Genomic DNA, 17249 nt, shown 5'->3' on the forward strand with positions numbered 1-17249 from the left:
TTACATGCGCTCCAGGGTTTCCAGGCCCAAGAGTTCCAGGCCTTGCTTGAGGGTGCGGCCGGTCAGGGCGGCCAGGCGCAAGCGGCTCTGCGTCTGGGCCGGGGTGTCGGCGGCGAGGATCGGGCAGTTCTCGTAGAAACTGGAGAACAGGCCGGCCACGTCGTACAGGTAGGCGCACAGGGTGTGCGGCGTGCCCTTGTCGCAGACATTGTTGAGTACTTCGCCGAACTGGGCGAGTTTGGCGGCCAATTCCTGCTCGTGGGCGGCTTGCAGCACGATCTGCCCGTCCACTTCGCTGAAATCCTTGCCCAGTTTGCGGAACACCCCGGCGACGCGGGTGTAGGCGTACAGCAGGTAAGGCGCGGTGTTGCCTTCAAAGTTGAGCATTTGCTCGAAGTTGAAGCTGTAGTCGCTGGTGCGGTGCTTGGACAGGTCGGCGTATTTCACCGCGCCAATGCCCACCACGCGGGCGATGTGGCGCAGTTCGTCCTCGGCCAGCTCTGGGTTCTTTTCCTTGACCAGGGTGTAAGCGCGGTCCTGGGCTTCGGTGAGCAGGTCGATCAGTTTGACGGTGCCGCCGTCGCGGGTCTTGAAGGGGCGGCCATCGGCGCCGTTCATGGTGCCGAAGCCCATGTGTTCCATTTCCATCGGGTGGGTCACGAAACCGGCCAGGCGCGCCACTTCAAACACCTGCTGGAAGTGCAGGGCCTGGCGTTGGTCGACGAAGTACAGCGCGCGGTCGGCCTTGAGCACACCGCTGCGGTAGCGCACGGCGGCGAGGTCGGTGGTGGCGTACAGATAGCCGCCATCGGCCTTGACGATGATGACCGGCAGCGGTTCGCCGTCAGCGGTCTTGAACTGGTCGAGGAACACGCACTGCGCGCCGTTGCTTTCCACCAGCAGGCCCTTGGCCTTGAGGTCGTTGACCACGTTGATGAGGTCGTCGTTGTAGGCGCTTTCGCCCATCACGTCGGCCATGGTCAGTTTGACGTTGAGCAGTTCGTAGATTTTCTGGCAGTGGGCCAGGGAGATGTCCCGGAATCGCGACCACAGCGCCAGGCACTCGGCGTCGCCGGCCTGCAACTTGACCACCAGGGCGCGGGCGCGGTTGGCGAACGCTTCGGATTCGTCGAAGCGTTTTTTCGCGGCGCGGTAGAAGTTTTCCAGGTCCGACAGCTCATCGCTGGTGATCGGGTTTTCTTCCAGGTAGGCCATCAGCATGCCGAACTGGGTGCCCCAGTCGCCCACGTGGTTCTGGCGGATCACGGTGTCGCCGAGGAACTCCAGGACGCGCGCCACGCCGTCGCCGATGATGGTCGAGCGCAGGTGGCCGACGTGCATTTCCTTGGCCAGGTTCGGCGCCGACAGGTCGATGGCCACGCGTTGCAGCGGGCCGGCCTTGCGCACGCCGATTTTTTCATCGGCCAGGGCCGCGTCCAGGCGTGCGGCCAGGGCTTGGGTGTTCTGGAAGAAATTGAGGAAGCCTGGGCCCGCGATTTCGGCCTTGCTGACGTTCTCGTCGGCGGGCAGCGCGGCGATGATTTTTTCCGCCAGGTCGCGCGGCTTCATGCCCGCGGGCTTGGCCAGCATCATGGCGATGTTGCTGGCGAAATCGCCGTGGGTCTTGTCTCGGGAGTTTTCCACCTGGATCGCCGGCGTCAGGCCTTCTGGCAACACACCTTCATTGACGAGTTGGGTGAGGGCTTGTTGGATCAACTGACGAATGGTGTCTTTCATGGTCTTCTCTTTCGACCGCAAGCGGCGGCGCGTCGGTGCGCAGGTGGAAAAACTGGGCATTATCCGTTGCCGGGGCGGGCTTGCCAACCGTGCAAAGGGGTTTGAGTGGCAAGTGGCTAGCTGCAAGCGGTCAGTAAGCGCGGATGTGCTGCTAACTTCAAGCGTGTGGCTGGCCACTGGGCCCGGCCCCGCTGAAGTTAGTACAAGTCGACGGGGTCTACATCCAGCGACCAGCGTACCGCCCGGCCGCTGGGCATCTGCTCCAGGGCCAGCAGCCAACTGCCCAGCAAGCGATGCAGCGGCGCGCGGGCGCTGGCTTGCAGCAGCAATTGGGCGCGGTAGCGCCCGGCGCGGCGCTCCATGGGCGCGGGCACCGGGCCGAGCAGTTCGATGCCGCCCAATTGCAATTGGGCCAACAGTTCTTTTGCCACGCTGCACGCTTCGTCCAGGAACGCCTCGGCCTGCCCAGGCTTGTGTGCCTCGGCGCGCAACAGGGCGAGGTGGGCGAAGGGCGGCAGGCCGGCGGCGCGGCGTTCGCTCAGGGCTTGTTCGGCAAAGGCGAAATAGCCTTGTTCGGTCAGTTGGATCAGCAGCGGGTGGTCGGCCAGGTGGGTCTGGATGATGACTTTGCCCGGCTCTTCGGCCCGCCCGGCACGGCCCGCAACCTGGACGATCAACTGGGCCATGCGCTCGCTGGCGCGGAAGTCGCCGGAGAACAGGCCGCCATCGGCGTCGAGGATGGACACCAGGGTCACCCGGGGGAAGTGATGGCCTTTGGCGAGCATTTGCGTGCCCACCAGGATGCACGGTTGGCCCTTCTGGATGGTGGCGAACAACTGGTTCATCGCGTCCTTGCGCGACGTACTGTCGCGGTCCACCCGCAGTACTGGGTAGTCGGGGAAGAGTATCCCCAGGCGTTCCTCGGCGCGCTCAGTGCCTGCGCCAACGGGACGCAGGTCGACTTTGCCGCATTGCGGGCAATGGCGCGGCACGCGCTCGACGTGGCCGCAGTGATGGCAACGCAGTTCGCCGGAGCGTTGGTGCACGGTCATGCGGGCGTCGCAGCGATCGCATTCCGACATCCAGCCGCAGTCGTGGCACAGCAGCGTTGGCGCAAAGCCGCGGCGGTTGAGGAACACCAGCACCTGCTGGCCGGCGGCCAGGGTCTGGCCGATGGCTTGCTGCATGGGGCCGGAAATCCCGCTGTCCAGTGGGCGACTTTTTACGTCAAGGCGTAGGAAACGCGGCTGTTTCGCCCCGCCAGCGCGCTCGTTGAGGTGCAGTAAGCCGTAGCGGCCGATGTAGGCGTTGTGCAGGCTTTCCAGTGAGGGCGTGGCGGAGCCGAGCACGATGGGGATGTTTTCCTGGCGCGCGCGCACCAGGGCCAGGTCGCGGGCGTGGTAGCGCAGGCCTTCCTGCTGTTTATAGGAACCGTCGTGTTCTTCGTCGACGATAATCAGCCCCGGGTTTTTCATCGGCGTGAACAGTGCCGAACGGGTGCCGATAATAATGTCGGCATCGCCGTCGCGGGCGGCGAGCCAGGCCTCCAGGCGTTCGCGGTCGTTGACCGCCGAGTGCACCAGGGCAATGCGTGCATTGAAGCGCTGCTCGAAGCGCGCCAGGGTCTGCGGGCCCAGGTTGATTTCCGGGATCAGCACCAGCGCTTGCTTGCCGGCCTCCAGGGTTTCGCGGATCAACTGCAAATAGACTTCGGTCTTGCCACTGCCGGTGACCCCGGCCAGGAGAAAGGCGTGGAAGCTGTCCGCCCCGGCGCTGATGGCCTCGAACGCGGCACGTTGCTCGGGGTTGAGGGGTAATTCCGGTTGCGCCAGCCAATGTTCGTGGCGCGCTTCGGGGGCGTGCTTGCGGATTTCCACCTGCACCAGCTCCTTGGCCAGCAGCAGGTCGAGGCTGTCTTTGCTGAGCATTAACTTGCTCAGCAGTTGATGGGCCACGCCGTGGGGGTGCTGGGCCAGGGTCGCCAAGGCCTCGCGCTGGCGCGGCGCGCGGGCGATACGCGGGTCGTCGGCGCGGGCACCGGGGGCCACCGACCAGAAGCGCTCCTGGCGGGCCTCGGCCAGTTCGCCCTGGCGCAGCAGTACCGGCAGCGCCCAGCTCAGGGTGTCGCCCAGGCTGTGCTGGTAATACTGGGCGGTCCACAGGCACAACTTGAACAGCGCCGGCGGTAGCGGCGCCGTGGCGTCGAGGATGGCCAGCGCCGGTTTGAGCTTCTCGGCGGGCACTTCGCTGTGCTCGGCGATTTCGACCAGGATGCCGATCATCTCCCGGCGCCCGAAGGGTACGCGCACGCGCATGCCCGGCTGCAATTGGGCCCGCAGCACCCCCGCAGGGGCACGGTAGTCAAACAGGCGGCGCAGCGGCGAAGGCAGGGCGAGGCGCAAAATGGCGTCGGGCACGCGGGGGTTTCTCGGTAAGCAGATGTTTAGAAGGCCCGGAGCCTAGCAGACGGGCGGTGCAGTGTCCCCTGTCTGGGGGGGTGGATTTTCTGATGAGGAGCACTTCGCACCGCTTGCGCGATCAGGCTCGTCTGGTAGAATCCGCGGCCTAATTACGTGCGGTGTTCAACAATAGTGTTGTGCGGCGGCACGCTAGCCCGAGGAAACACCATGAAAGCCGATATCCATCCAGCGTACGAAACCATCGAAGTAACTTGCAGCTGCGGCAACAAGTTCGAAACCCGTTCGAACCTGTGCAAGCCACTGGGTACTGACGTATGCAACGAGTGCCACCCGTTCTACACCGGTAAGCAGAAGACTCTGGATACTGGCGGCCGTGTACAGCGCTTCGCCGATCGTTTCGGTGCTTTTGGCGCGAAAAAGGCCTAAGGCCGATCAACTTGGGAAGCCCTCGCGGCTTTTCCTCGCTGATGAAAAAGGCGTCCCTCGCGGGCGCCTTTTTTATGTCTGCGATTTGGCTCCCCGGCGCCCAGGCCTTCTGCCCTGCGCCCGAGGGGCTGACGCAGGTCGAGGTACAGCGGGTGGTCGATGGCGACACCCTGCGCCTCAAGGATGGCCGCAGCGTACGCCTGATCGGCCTTAATGCCCCGGAGCTGGGCAAGCAAGGTCGCACCGACGAGCCCCTGGCGGTTGCCGCCCGCCAACGCCTGCAAGCCCTGGTGCGCGAGAGCCGCAACCGGGTGGCGCTGCGCCCCGGGCGCGAGGGTAAGGATCGTTATGGCCGCACCTTGGCCCATGTCTATGGCGCCAGCGGCGCCAACCTTGAAGCGCAATTGCTCGCCGAAGGCCTGGGGTTCCAAGTGGCGGTGGCGCCCAACATCGATTTAGTCACCTGCCAGCAAGCGGCAGAACGCCACGCCCGGCAAGCGGGCCTGGGGGTGTGGCGCCCGTCACCGGTACTCAACGCGCAGCAGATCACGCGGGCCGGGTTCGCCGTGCTCAGCGGTCGGGTGAGTGCGGTGGAGCGTAATCGCGGTGGAATTTGGATTCAGTTGCAGGATTCGGTTGTGCTGCGCGTTGCACCCAATCTGCTCAAGCAGTTCGACGTCGCCGCCCTCGAGCGCCTCAAAGGCCAGTTAATAGAGGCCCGGGGCTGGGTGCTCGACCGCTCGCGGCGCGGCGGTTTGCAGCCGGGTCAGGCGCGTTGGCTGCTGCCATTGACGCACCCAAGCATGTTGGATGCAGGTAAATAACGAAAAGTTGTAGACATTTTTGGCGTCGATTGTGAACAGTGTAGCCCTTGTGTTCCGTGGCTCTTGGCCGAAAGTCGTAGCCTAGGGCTCTTGACACCGGTGACCGGGCAGTCTTGTAGGGACTTTCGCAGGCGAGTATCCTCGGCGATCCGTCGTCCAACAGTAAAAGCGGAATGCCGATTATGTCTGACTTGAAAACTGCCGCTCTCGAATATCACGCCCATCCTCGTCCAGGAAAGCTGAGTGTCGAGCTCACCAAAGCCACTGCTACCGCCCGCGACCTGTCGCTGGCCTACAGCCCCGGTGTGGCGGAGCCTGTGCGTGAAATCGCGCGTGATCCCGAGCTGGCCTACAAGTACACGGGCAAGGGCAATCTGGTTGCAGTCATTTCCGATGGCACCGCGATTCTCGGCCTGGGTAACCTTGGCCCGCTGGCGTCCAAGCCTGTTATGGAAGGCAAGGGCGTACTGTTCAAGCGTTTTGCCGGTATCGATGTCTTCGACATCGAAGTCGACTCCGAAAGCCCACAGGCCTTCATCGATACCGTCAAGCGCATCTCCATTACCTTCGGCGGTATCAACCTGGAAGACATCAAGGCACCGGAGTGCTTTGAGATCGAACGTGCTCTGATCGAGCAGTGCGACATTCCAGTGTTTCACGATGACCAGCACGGCACCGCGATCGTCACCGCGGCCGGCATGATAAATGCCCTGGAAATCGCAGGCAAAACCCTGCCTGAAGCCAAGATCGTCTGCCTGGGCGCCGGCGCCGCCGCCATCTCCTGCATGAAGTTGCTGGTGAGCATGGGTGCCCAGATCGAAAACATCTTCATGGTCGACCGTACCGGCGTGATCCACTCCGGCCGCGATGACCTGAACCAGTACAAAGCGGTATTCGCCCACGCGACCGAAAAACGCACCTTGTCCGACGCGCTGGAAGGCGCGGACGTGTTCGTTGGCCTGTCGGGTCCGAACCTGCTGAGCGCTGAAAATCTGCTGCGCATGGCGCCCAACCCGATCGTGTTCGCATGCTCCAACCCGGACCCTGAAATCGCTCCGGAACTGGCTCACGCCACCCGTAACGACGTCATCATGGCCACCGGCCGTTCGGACTACCCGAACCAGGTCAACAACGTACTGGGCTTCCCGTTCATCTTCCGCGGTGCCCTGGACGTTCGCGCCAAGCGCATCAACGAAGAAATGAAAGTAGCTGCCGCCAACGCCCTGCGCGAACTGGCCAAGCTGCCGGTGCCACAGGAAGTGTGCGACGCCTACGGCGGCATCAAGTTGGAATTCGGGCGTGAGTACATCATTCCCAAACCAATGGATGCCCGCCTGATTACCGTGATCTCCGATGCCGTGGCCAAGGCCGCGATCGAGACCGGTGTAGCTACCCTGCCGTACCCGAAGAACTACCCGCTCAAAAGCGTCGATGACGTTTTTAACGGTTAACAGCAGCACCATAAAAAAACCCGGCCTCTGAGCCGGGTTTTTTTATGGGGGAGCAGTTGCAAGTTATTAGCGGCAAGCGGCAAGTAAGAGCGGGTTGCGTCGCTGTTGCTTGCAGCTAAAAGCTTGCCGCTGCTCCTTGCTGTTTTAAAACAGATCGATGGGCGCCGCCTCGTCCGCCGGCAGCGGGCTGCCCGGGGCGCTGCCGCCTAGCTCGTTGACCGAGGGCGGGGTGTCTTCGCTCTTGAACAGCTCGAAGTAGGCGTTGGGGGTGCCGGGTGAGGCGGCACGGCCGCTGACTGGGTCTACCCGCAGGCTGAGGATGCCTTCCGGCTCGCTTTGGGTGTGGGCTGGCTTGCCCTTGAGGGCGGCGCCCATGTAGTTGATCCAGATCGGCAGCGCAACGGTGCCGCCGTACTCACGGCGCCCGAGGCTTTCGGGCTGGTCGAAACCGGTCCATACCGTTGTCACGTAATCGGCGTTGTAGCCGGAGAACCAGGCGTCCTTGGACTCGTTGGTGGTGCCGGTCTTGCCCGCCAGGTCGGTGCGGCCCAGGGACAGGGCGCGGCGGCCGGTGCCGAGTTTGATGACGTCCTGCAGCATGCTGGTGAGGATGTAGGTGGTGCGGCCATCGACAATGCGCTCGGCCACCAATGGGGTCTGCACTGCAGGCGCCGGGGCTTCGCCGGGGGTGGCATCGACGGTGAAGCTGTCGGAGGCTGGCGCGGCGATGCCATCGCTGGCGGCGGTGTTGCCGGGGACGCTGGCCGGGTTGGCGGTGAACAGGTTCTCGCCGTTGCGGCTTTCGATCTTGTCGATGATGAACGGGGTGATCTTGTAGCCGCCATTGGCGAAGGTGCTCCAGCCCGTGGCGATTTCCATCGGCGTTAGGGTCGCCGTGCCCAGGGCCAGGGACAGGTTGGGCGGCAGGTCCTGCTTGTTGAAGCCGAACTTGCTGATGTAGTCGATGGTGCGGCCCACGCCCATGCTTTGCAGCAGGCGGATCGACACCAGGTTGCGCGACTTGTACAGCGCCTCGCGCATGCGGATCGGGCCGAGGAAGGTGTTGGTGTCGTTTTTCGGGCGCCAGACTTTGTCCAGGTACTCATCGACAAACACGATCGGTGCATCGTTGACCAGGCTGGCGGCGGTGTAACCGCTGTCCAGGGCCGCGCTGTAGACGAAGGGCTTGAAGCTCGAGCCGGGTTGGCGCTTGGCCTGGATGGCGCGGTTGTAGTTGCTTTGCTCGAAGGCGAAACCGCCGACCAGCGAGCGGATCGCGCCGTTTTGCGGGTCCAGGGACACCAGCGCGCCTTGAGCGACCGGGATCTGGCTGAACTTCAGCGACCCGTCGGCCTGGCGTTGCACGCGGATCAAGTCGCCGACCTGGGCCACGTCCGCCGGTTGTTTTGGGTTGGCGCCCATGCTGTTGGTGTTCAGGAAGGGCCGCGCCCACTTCATGCTGTCCCAGGCCACATGCGCCTGGCCGGTGCGGGTCAGCACTTGCAGGCCGGTTTTTTCGACCTCGATGACAATCGCCGGCTCAAGCCCACTGAAGGTGCGCTGCTTGGTCAACTCCAGGGTCCAGGCTTCGCGGGTCTTGCCTGGCAGGCGCGATTCCGGGCCACGGTAGCCGTGGCGCTGGTCGTAGGTCATCAAGCCTTCGTGCAGGGCGGTGTTGGCCATTTCCTGCAGGTTGCTCGGCACCGTGGTGGTTACGCGAAAACCTTCGGTGTAGGCGTCGCTGCCGTAGCGCCCGACCATCTCGGCGCGGGCCATTTCGGCGATGTACGGCGCGTTCACTTCAGGCGTGGGCACGTGATAGCTGGCGTTGAGTGGCTCGTTCAGGGCGATCTGGTACGACGCCTCATCGATCTTGCCCAGTTTGTACATGCGCCCCAGGATCCAGTCGCGGCGCTCCTTGCTGCGCGCCGGGTTGGCCAGCGGGTTGAACCGCGAAGGGGCCTTGGGCAGGCCGGCGATCATCGCCATCTGCGCCAGGGTGACGTCGCGGATCGATTTGCCGTAATACACCTGCGCCGCCGCCTCGATCCCGTAGGCGCGGTTGCCCAGGTAGATCTTGTTGACGTACAGCTCCAGGATCTCGTCTTTGGTCAGCTGCCGCTCGATCTGCAGTGCCAGGAGGATTTCCGTGGCTTTGCGCGAGAAGCTGCGTTCGCTGGTCAGGAAGAAGTTTTTCGCCACCTGCATGGTGATGGTGCTACCGCCGGACTGAATGTGCCCGCTCTTGACCAGTTGGGTGGCGGCGCGCATCAGGCTGCTGGGGTCGACGCCATGGTGGTTGGCGAAGTTGTCGTCTTCAGCACTTAGTAACGCATTGATGAAATTGGGGGGAATGTCGGCGAACAGGATCGGAGTACGGCGCATTTCGCCAAATTCTGCGATCAACTTGTTGTCGCTGCTATACACCCGCAGGGGAATCTGCAACTGGATACTTCGCAGCGCCTCTACCGACGGCAACCCGGGACTAAGATAGAGAAACGCGCCGCTCAGGCCCAGCACCAGAGCGCAGACGACGGCGACGAACGACCATCCGAAAAACTTCAGCAGACGAATCAAGGCTTTTGGATTTCCAGAGAAGAGAATGAATTGAGCGTCGAGTGATTAGCGCCAAACTGTGGCGACTCACGCTTGAGATAAAAACCGGAAAAAACGCTGGGCATTATAAGCATTTTTCGACAGGCGCAGTCATTTGCGCTTGTCAGCCCGCGCGGCCATGGAACGGCGCGCCTTTAACCGAGTTCTCCAACTCCGCAACGTCATAAGGAAATGATCGTGCCAGGACTCTTCGGCAATAAAAACGGCAGGCTGCTGGGTATTGATATCGGCGCCACTTCTATACGGCTGGTGGAACTGAGCCGTTGCGGCACCGGTTTACGGCTCGATGCCTACGCCATCGAGCCACTGCCCCCCGGCGTGGTGGTCGAACGTAATCTGCTCGATACCCAGGGCGCAGCCCAGGTGCTCTCGCGGCTGTTGCTCAAGGCTGGCACCGCTTTGAAGGAGGGCGCCAGCGCCGTGGGCGGCGCGGCGGTCATCAGCAAAACCCTGGAGCTGGAAAGTGGCCTCGGCGAGGCGGACATGCAGGCCGCGATCATGCTCGAAGCCGAGCAGTACATTCCCTATCCCCTTGAAGACGTCGCCATCGACTTTGAAGTCCTGGCCTGTCCCGCGCTTGAGCCCGGGCGGGTGTCGGTGTTGCTGGCCGCTTGCCGCAAGGCGGATGTCCAGGCCCGCGAAGCGCTGCTGGCCCTGGCCGGCCTGCGGGCCCGGGTGGTGGAAAGCGAAACCGATGCCCTGGAACGTGCGTTGGCGCGGCTCGATGGGGTTAATGACCCGGGTGTCGTCGCCGTGGTCGATGCAGGCATCAGCACCACGACCTTGAGCCTGGTCCGCGAGGGGCGCATCGTCCAGGTTCGCGAGCTGCTGTTGGGGGCCTTCCCACAGGGTGGCGCGGCTGTGGAGGACTTCCAGCTTGAACTGAGCCAGCAAGTCTCCCGGGCGTTGCAGGCGTTTATGGCGCTCGATCAGGCCACGGCGGTCGAGCATTTGGTGTTAACCGGCGAAATGGCAGCGTATCCGGGGCTGGTGCAAGGCGTTGGGCAGACGTTGGGGCTGCCGGCGCTCGTCGCCAACCCGTTTCACGACATGGCCCTGGGCGATCAGGTCGATGCCTGCGCGCTAGCCACTGATGCGCCGGCGCTGATGGTGGCCTGTGGGTTGGCCATGCGGAGTTTCGACTGATGGCCAGGATTAACTTTTTGCCCTGGCGCGAGGCCCGTCGCCAGGCGCGGCGCAAGGAGTTCATCGTCATTGCGCTGGGCGCGATGCTGGGGGCTATGGCAGTGGTGCTGCTGGTTGGCCAGTACCTCGACAGCGCGAGCCGACATCAGTCGGTACGCAACCTGGCGCTGGGCCGGCAAATCGCAACGCTGGACGAACAGGTTGCACGGTTCGATGAACTCAAAGCGCAGCGCCAGGTATCGATGGAGCGCCTGAGAGTGATTCAGGGTTTACAGGGCGACCGCCATCGTGGCGGGCGGATACTTGAGCAGTTGGTTCACGTCTTGGTTGACGGTGTGTACTTCACCGAAGTGGCCATGGGCGGCCAGACCCTGTCGATTGTCGGGGTCAGTCAGTCGAACCCGCAACTGGCCGAGTTGATGCGCAAACTTGCGGCCTCTGATTTGTTCGAGGCGCCGACCCTCGAACAAATCCGGGCAACCGGCGGGCAAGCGCATGTAGGGGCTTTCCAGCTGACCGTAGCCCAGGCTCGGCCGAGCGTGGCGGGGGGAGTGCAATGAACGCGATGCAATGGTCGGGCGACCTGACGTTGAGCAACCTGGGGGACTGGCCGCCCATCGCCAAGGTTGCGGCGGTCGCCCTGTTGCTGTGCCTGGTGCTGGCATTGGGCTACGGCATCTACCTTAAGCCCATGAGCCAACACCTTGAGCGGCTGCGCATGGATGAACGACGCCAGCAGGAGCGGCTCGCCGCCAAGACGCGGCTGGCCGCGGACCTGGAGCAGTACCAGGCGAAGATGCAGCTTATGCAGCACAGTTTCGAGGGGTTGCTGCGCCAGCTCCCGGCGGGCAGCGAAGTGCCGGATTTACTGGACGATATCACCCGGACGGCGACTGGCAGCGGCTTGGTGTTTGAGGAAATCAAGCTGCTGGCGCCGGTGGAGCAAGCGTTTTACCGCGAGTTGCCGATGCAGGTTGTCGTCATCGGCGCCTATCACGACCTCGCCACCTTCGTTAGCCGTTTGGGCGCGTTGCCGCGAATCGTCACCTTGCATGACTTCCAGATCGGCCCTGTGGTGGTTGGCAGCGAGTCGCCGCTGCGCATGGCGTTGCAGGCCCGGACTTACAGCTACGACCCGGCGGAGCAGCAGCCATGAACCGCGGCCTATGGATGGCCAGTGTGCTGGCGGCAATCTCCGGTTGCAGCAGCGACAGCGCCGAGCAGGTTGCCAGCTCGGCTACCAGCACACTTAGCCTGCCATCGACCATTGAGCCTGCTGCGTTGCCGGACGTTGGGCCAGCCTTCATCTATAAGGCCGCGGGGTTGCGCGACCCCTTCCGCTCTTCGGCTGTGGAGCTGGTGCCGCGCCCAGCGGTGGCGCGCGCGCAGGTACAGCCTGATCCGACGCGGGGAAAGCACTTTTTGGAAGGCTTTGCTCTGAAGCAGTTCGAAATGGTCGGCACGCTCTCCAACGCGGGTGCGTCTTTTGTGCTGCTACGTGGGCCGGGCGGTGTACACCGATTGAAGGTGGGCGACTACCTGGGCCGCAACGACGGGCGGGTGGTGGCCGTGGGTGAGCGGCATGTGGAGGTCATCGAACTCGTTCCCGAGGGCGAGGAGGGCTGGCTGGAACGCTCTCGAATCCTCGCTTTGAAAGCACACTCCTGAAGGGAATCGGAACCATGAAAAGGACTCTTTCATCCTGTGTGATGGCGCTATGGATGGCGTCGGTGCAGGCAAACGTAACCGATCTCCCTGCCTTGGGTGGGTGGGGTGGCCAGTACAGTGGCGAAAAGCTGTCGCTGAACTTCCAGGACATTGAAGTACGTTCGGTGCTGCAAGTGATCGCCGACTTCACCCGGCTCAATCTGGTGGCCAGCGATGCGGTGCAGGGCAGTATCACCCTGCGCTTGCACGAGGTGCCTTGGGATCAGGCACTGGACATCGTCCTCAAGACCAAGGGCCTGGATCAGCGCAAAGTCGGCAACGTGCTGTTGGTAGCGCCCGCGGATGAAATCGCCGCCCGCGAGCGGCTGGAACTGGAGTCGCAACGCCAGGTGGCGGACCTGGCGCCGCTGCGTCGGGAACTGCTGCAAGTCAACTACGCCAAGGCCAGCGACATTGCGAAGCTGTTCCAGTCGGTGACCGGTGCCGAGGTCAGTGCTGAAGGGCGGGGCTCGATCACAGTGGACGAGCGCACCAACAACATCATTGCCTACCAGACCCAAAACCGCCTCGACGAACTCAAGCGCATCGTCGCGCAGCTGGATATCCCGGTGCGCCAGGTGATGATCGAGGCGCGCATCGTCGAGGCGGATGTGGGCTACGACAAAAGCCTGGGGGTGCGCTGGGGCGGCTCGATCCGCGGTGGCGGGCGCTGGAGCGCGTCCGGTACCGGCGCGTCTTCGGACGAGGGCGAAGCCAGTTCGCCTTTTGTTGACCTGGGTGTGGCCAATCGCACATCCGGCATCGGCGTGGCCTACATCAAGGACAACCTGCTGTTGGACCTTGAACTGACCGCCATGGAGAAGACTGGCAACGGGGAGATCATCTCCCAGCCCAAAGTGGTGACCTCCGACAAGGAGACCGCCAAGATTCTCAAGGGCACGGAAATCCCCTACCAACAATCGGCCAAGGACGGCGCGACCTCGGTGTCGTTCAAAGAGGCGTCGCTGTCCCTGGAGGTCACGCCGCAAATCACCCCGGACAACCAGATCATCATGGCGGTCAAGGTCACCAAGGATGAGCCCGATTACCTGAACCGCCTCAATGACGTCCCGCCGATCAGAAAAAACGAAGTCAACGCCAAGGTGTTGGTGGCCGATGGCGAGACCACTGTGATTGGTGGCGTGTTCTCAAATACTCAAAGCAAGGTCATAGATAAGGTGCCATTTCTCGGCGATGTGCCGTATCTTGGCCGCCTTTTCCGAAGGGATGTTGTTTCGGATAAAAAATCCGAGCTGCTGGTGTTCCTGACTCCCCGTATCATGGACAACCAGGCGATTGCTGCGAGTCATTGATTCTGTGCGAAATTTGATTCTTGTTGGGCCAATGGGTGCCGGTAAAAGCACCATTGGCCGCTTGCTGGCCAAAGAGCTGCGCCTGCCGTTCAAAGATTCCGACAAGGAAATTGAATTGCGCACGGGCGCCAATATCCCGTGGATCTTCGATAAAGAAGGCGAACCGGGTTTCCGTGACCGTGAAGAGGCGATGATCGCCGAACTCTGCGCCCTTGATGGTGTGGTGCTGGCGACCGGCGGTGGCGCGGTCATGCGCGAAGCCAATCGCCGCGCCCTGCATGCCGGCGGGCGTGTGGTTTACCTGCATGCCTCGGTGGAGCAGCAGGTGGGGCGCACCGCACGGGACCGCAATCGGCCATTGCTGCGTACCGCCGATCCGGAAAAGACCCTGCGCGACTTGCTGGCGCTGCGCGACCCGCTCTACCGGGAGATCGCCGACCTGGTGGTGCAAACCGATGAGCGGCCGCCGCGAATGGTGGTCCTGGACATCCTCGCCCGTCTGCAACAGCTGCCTCCCCGTTAAAGCGCGCGGCGAAATGCGCTATCCTCGGCGTCCGGCCGTGGGCGCCCAGGCTCGTGGCTTATGGCTATCAAGTGACGTCACAACACCGCGTGTTGCCGGCCTCTAGGCTGGGGCAAAACGCCAGCTTTCATTTTCACTGTGGGGATACATGCAGACACTTAAGGTCGATTTAGGCGAGCGCAGCTACCCGATTCACATTGGCGAAGGTTTGCTGGGGCGAACCGAGCTGCTGGCGCCGCACATTGCCGGGCGGCAAGTGGCGATTATCTCCAATGAGACGGTTGCGCCACTGTACCTGGAGCGCCTGGCCCGCAGCCTTGAGCAGTTCTCGGTGATCTCCGTGGTGCTGCCCGATGGCGAAGCCTTCAAGACCTGGGAAACCCTGCAACTGATTTTCGACGGCTTGCTCACCGCGCGGCACGACCGCCGCACCACGGTGATTGCCCTGGGCGGCGGTGTGATTGGCGATATGGCCGGTTTTGCGGCGGCGTGCTACCAGCGTGGCGTGGATTTCATCCAGGTGCCGACCACCTTGCTGTCCCAGGTCGATTCGTCGGTGGGCGGCAAGACCGGCATCAACCACCCGCTGGGCAAAAACATGGTGGGCGCCTTTTACCAGCCCAATGTGGTGCTGATCGATACGTCCACCCTCACTACCTTGCCGCCGCGCGAACTGTCGGCGGGCCTGGCGGAAGTCATCAAGTACGGCCTGATTTGCGATGAGCCGTTCCTGACCTGGCTGGAAGAAAACGTCGAGCGCCTGCGGGCCCTGGACCAGCAGGCGCTGACCGTCGCCATCGAGCGCTCCTGCGCGGCCAAGGCCGCCGTGGTGGGCGCCGATGAGCGTGAGTCCGGCGTGCGCGCCACCCTCAACCTGGGCCATACCTTCGGCCACGCCATCGAAACCCACATGGGCTATGGTGTTTGGCTGCACGGTGAGGCGGTGGCGGCGGGTACGGTCATGGCCCTGGAAATGTCCAGCCGCCTGGGCTGGATTACCGAGCAGGAGCGTGATCGCGGCATTCGCCTGTTCCAGCGCGCCGGTTTACCGGTGATGCCGCCGCAGGAGATGAGCGAAGCCGATTTCCTCGAACATATGGCAATTGACAAGAAAGTGATCGACGGTCGTTTGCGTCTGGTGCTGTTGCGCCGCATGGGCGAAGCCGTAGTGACCGACGATTATCCGAAAGAGATTTTACAGGCCACGCTGGGAGCGGATTACCGCGCCCTGGCTCAGCTCAAAGGTTAACAAGATCCCGATGACTAGTTTGCACGCCGACGAGGCTTTCCTCGGCCATTACCAGTTGAGCCACGACCCTTTCGCTCCACGGGTGCCTGGCTTCAAGTTTTTCCCTGCCCAGCGCAAACCTGTGCTGGGGCAGTTGCATCACCTGGCCCGCTACAGCCAGTTGCTGCTGGTGGTCACCGGCCCCCAGGGCAGCGGCAAGACCCTGCTGCGCCAGGCGTTGGTCGCCAGCACCAACAAGCAATCGGTGCAAAGCGTGGTGGTGTCGGCCCGTGGCGCTGGCGATGCGGCCGGCGTGCTGCGCCAGGTGGCCCAGGCGCTGAACGTGGCCCAGGCGCAAATCGGGGCGATTTTGGCGCAGGTGGTGCAACTGGCGCTGACCGGGCAGGAAGTCTACCTGCTGGTGGATGACGCCGAGCAGCTTGACGAGTCCGCCCTTGAGGCGCTACTGGCGCTGGCCGCAGGTGCCCCGGAAGGCCGGCCGCACGTGTTCCTGTTTGGCGAGTCGTCGCTGATTGCGGGCCTGGAGCAATTGAACACCGAGGAAGAGCGTTTCCACGTCATCGAATTGCAGCCCTATACCGAGGAAGAAACCCGCGAATACCTGGCCCAGCGCCTGGAAGGGGCCGGCCGGGGTATCGAACTTTTCACCGCGGATCAGATCTCTGATATTCACGAAGGCTCCGACGGCTGGCCTGGCATCATCAACCAGGTGGCCCGGGATGCAATGATCGAAGCCATGATTGCCAGCCGCTCAGCGGTCAAGCGTCCAAGTATGGGGTTCAACATGCCGAAGAAACATGTATTGGCGATATCCGCCGTTGTGGTGGTGGCCGTCGCGGCGGCCTGGTTGCTGCCAGGTCGCAGCAAGGCCCCGACCACCGGCGCGCCCGCGACCGAGCAGGCGCAACTGCCTCTGGGCCAGGGCACGCCGCAACCCAACGCCAGTGGCGGCCCAGCGGTGGAATTCGCCGGTTCGTCGCAGCCGATGCCGTTGCCGCTGGTCGGGCAGTCGCAACCGGTGATGCGTGGTCCGTTGGCCGAAGCAGCTGGCGGGATCAGCGAAGGTGACGATGGCGTGCCGGTGGAAGGCTCCAGCGCTACGCCGCCGACCGTCACCACCATCGCGCCACCTGCCGGCGAAACGCCGAGCCCGGCCCCCGTGCCGGCGACCCGTCCGGTGCCAACCCCTGAGCCCACTCAAGTCGCCGTCGCCAAACCTGCGCCTGTGGCCAAGCCGGTTCCCGCTCCAGCCGCCAAACCTGCGGACAAACCTGTGACCGTGGCCAAGGCGTCTGCCGGCGGTAGCTGGTACGCCGGCCAGGCCCCGGGCAACTACGTGGTGCAGATCCTCGGCACCAGCTCCGAAGCCACGGCGCAGAAGTTCGTCAAGGAGCAGGGCGGCGAATACCGCTATTTCAAGAAAGTCCTCAATGGCAAGCCGCTTTTTGTCATTACCTACGGCAACTTCGCCAATCGTGATGCCGCCGTTACTGCTATCAAGGCCTTGCCAGCGAAGGTTCAGGCTGGTAAACCTTGGCCTCGCACTGTCGCCAGCGTTCAACAGGAACTGGCCACAACTCGCTGAAGATCCGGCGGCCTTACCCAGGCCGCCCTCCCGGCACCTCAAAAAAAACCGCATGTGCGTGCTGCCCCTCCAGGCCGCGCGCTTTGTGGTGTCTGCGTCACAGTGGCTTTTGAGTCGTAGCGGTTGAAACCAAAAAAGTTTTGACTAGCACAGCGTATAGCTTTAAACCTTTCATAAATGCGACACGGATTTACGATAAGTCGTCGGAATTTGTGAGCGTTCGTGTCGGTGTGTACAATGACCTCCCTTTTG

The 17249-nt window shown here is 63.1% G+C and carries 13 protein-coding genes and 1 pseudogene; 11 read left to right on the forward strand and 3 right to left on the reverse strand.

The features are described 5' to 3' along the window. Nucleotides 1–1737 (reverse strand): arginine--tRNA ligase, encoded by a 1737-nt coding sequence (argS, locus tag CKW13_RS12345; protein ID WP_095108894.1) that lies wholly within the window; start codon nucleotides 1735–1737, stop codon nucleotides 1–3. Nucleotides 1738–1934: 197 nt separating this feature from the next. Then, complete coding sequence (locus tag CKW13_RS12350) at nucleotides 1935–4154, reverse strand: primosomal protein N' (protein ID WP_095108895.1); 2220 nt, start codon at nucleotides 4152–4154, stop codon at nucleotides 1935–1937. A gap of 210 nt (nucleotides 4155–4364) precedes the next feature. Between CKW13_RS12350 and rpmE the strand changes: the two genes are divergently transcribed. The 3 genes from rpmE (at nucleotide 4365) to CKW13_RS12365 (ending at nucleotide 6858) form a co-directional block, all read left to right on the forward strand. After that, nucleotides 4365–4583 (forward strand): 50S ribosomal protein L31, encoded by a 219-nt coding sequence (gene rpmE, locus CKW13_RS12355; protein WP_010213765.1) that lies wholly within the window; start codon nucleotides 4365–4367, stop codon nucleotides 4581–4583. A 41-nt stretch (nucleotides 4584–4624) separates the two neighbouring features. Further along, nucleotides 4625–5407 (forward strand): thermonuclease family protein, encoded by a 783-nt coding sequence (locus CKW13_RS12360; protein WP_095108896.1) that lies wholly within the window; start codon nucleotides 4625–4627, stop codon nucleotides 5405–5407. 182 nt (nucleotides 5408–5589) lie between these two features. Then, nucleotides 5590–6858: a malic enzyme-like NAD(P)-binding protein gene (locus tag CKW13_RS12365; protein ID WP_095108897.1), complete on the forward strand. Its 1269-nt coding sequence runs from the start codon at nucleotides 5590–5592 to the stop codon at nucleotides 6856–6858. 144 nt (nucleotides 6859–7002) lie between these two features. Here the strand turns inward: CKW13_RS12365 and CKW13_RS12370 are convergent, their stop codons facing one another. Beyond that, nucleotides 7003–9432, reverse strand: a complete 2430-nt coding sequence (locus CKW13_RS12370; protein WP_371856233.1) for a penicillin-binding protein 1A — start codon at nucleotides 9430–9432, stop codon at nucleotides 7003–7005. 213 nt (nucleotides 9433–9645) lie between these two features. Here CKW13_RS12370 and pilM point away from each other — a divergent pair, with 213 nt between their 5' ends. The 8 genes and pseudogenes from pilM (at nucleotide 9646) to CKW13_RS12410 (ending at nucleotide 16997) form a co-directional block, all read left to right on the forward strand. Beyond that, the gene (gene pilM, locus CKW13_RS12375; RefSeq protein ID WP_095108899.1) at nucleotides 9646–10620 is read left to right on the forward strand and encodes a type IV pilus assembly protein PilM; all 975 of its coding nucleotides are present in this window, start codon (nucleotides 9646–9648) and stop codon (nucleotides 10618–10620) included. Further along, nucleotides 10620–11180 (forward strand): PilN domain-containing protein, encoded by a 561-nt coding sequence (locus CKW13_RS12380; protein WP_095108900.1) that lies wholly within the window; start codon nucleotides 10620–10622, stop codon nucleotides 11178–11180. The genes pilM and CKW13_RS12380 overlap by 1 nt, the downstream gene beginning before the upstream one ends. After that, nucleotides 11177–11776: a type 4a pilus biogenesis protein PilO gene (locus tag CKW13_RS12385; protein ID WP_095108901.1), complete on the forward strand. Its 600-nt coding sequence runs from the start codon at nucleotides 11177–11179 to the stop codon at nucleotides 11774–11776. Before CKW13_RS12380 ends, CKW13_RS12385 begins: the two co-directional genes overlap by 4 nt. Beyond that, nucleotides 11773–12288 carry a pilus assembly protein PilP gene (locus tag CKW13_RS12390; RefSeq protein ID WP_095108902.1) on the forward strand — a complete coding sequence of 172 codons (516 nt, stop codon included), beginning with the start codon at nucleotides 11773–11775 and terminating at the stop codon, nucleotides 12286–12288. The genes CKW13_RS12385 and CKW13_RS12390 overlap by 4 nt, the downstream gene beginning before the upstream one ends. Nucleotides 12289–12401: 113 nt before the next feature. Next, nucleotides 12402–13640 (forward strand): annotated as a pseudogene (locus tag CKW13_RS12395) (type IV pilus secretin PilQ); the annotation flags it as partial. A 4-nt stretch (nucleotides 13641–13644) separates the two neighbouring features. Then, nucleotides 13645–14163 (forward strand): shikimate kinase AroK, encoded by a 519-nt coding sequence (gene aroK / locus CKW13_RS12400; protein WP_095109004.1) that lies wholly within the window; start codon nucleotides 13645–13647, stop codon nucleotides 14161–14163. Between the two features lie 148 nt (nucleotides 14164–14311). Continuing rightward, nucleotides 14312–15412 (forward strand): 3-dehydroquinate synthase, encoded by a 1101-nt coding sequence (aroB, locus tag CKW13_RS12405; protein WP_095108904.1) that lies wholly within the window; start codon nucleotides 14312–14314, stop codon nucleotides 15410–15412. 10 nt (nucleotides 15413–15422) lie between these two features. After that, a complete protein-coding gene (locus CKW13_RS12410; RefSeq protein WP_095108905.1) occupies nucleotides 15423–16997 on the forward strand; it encodes an SPOR domain-containing protein in 1575 nt (524 codons plus the stop codon). The last annotated feature ends 252 nt before the right edge of the window (nucleotides 16998–17249 follow it).

This window comes from Pseudomonas sp. Irchel 3E20, assembly GCF_900187645.1.
In the GTDB taxonomy this organism is placed as follows: Bacteria; Pseudomonadota; Gammaproteobacteria; order Pseudomonadales; family Pseudomonadaceae; genus Aquipseudomonas.

Excerpts from the sequence above, each read along its gene's own strand:
- aroB (WP_095108904.1), top strand. The coding sequence starts at position 14,312 with ATGCAGACACTTAAGGTCGATTTAGGCGAGCGCAGCTACCCGATTCAC.
- CKW13_RS12365 (WP_095108897.1), top strand. The coding sequence starts at position 5,590 with ATGTCTGACTTGAAAACTGCCGCTCTCGAATATCACGCCCATCCTCGT.
- rpmE (WP_010213765.1), top strand. The coding sequence starts at position 4,365 with ATGAAAGCCGATATCCATCCAGCGTACGAAACCATCGAAGTAACTTGC.
- CKW13_RS12410 (WP_095108905.1), top strand. The coding sequence starts at position 15,423 with ATGACTAGTTTGCACGCCGACGAGGCTTTCCTCGGCCATTACCAGTTG.
- CKW13_RS12360 (WP_095108896.1), top strand. The coding sequence starts at position 4,625 with ATGAAAAAGGCGTCCCTCGCGGGCGCCTTTTTTATGTCTGCGATTTGG.
- argS (WP_095108894.1), bottom strand. The coding sequence starts at position 1,737 with ATGAAAGACACCATTCGTCAGTTGATCCAACAAGCCCTCACCCAACTC.
- CKW13_RS12390 (WP_095108902.1), top strand. The coding sequence starts at position 11,773 with ATGAACCGCGGCCTATGGATGGCCAGTGTGCTGGCGGCAATCTCCGGT.
- pilM (WP_095108899.1), top strand. The coding sequence starts at position 9,646 with ATGATCGTGCCAGGACTCTTCGGCAATAAAAACGGCAGGCTGCTGGGT.
- CKW13_RS12380 (WP_095108900.1), top strand. The coding sequence starts at position 10,620 with ATGGCCAGGATTAACTTTTTGCCCTGGCGCGAGGCCCGTCGCCAGGCG.
- CKW13_RS12385 (WP_095108901.1), top strand. The coding sequence starts at position 11,177 with ATGAACGCGATGCAATGGTCGGGCGACCTGACGTTGAGCAACCTGGGG.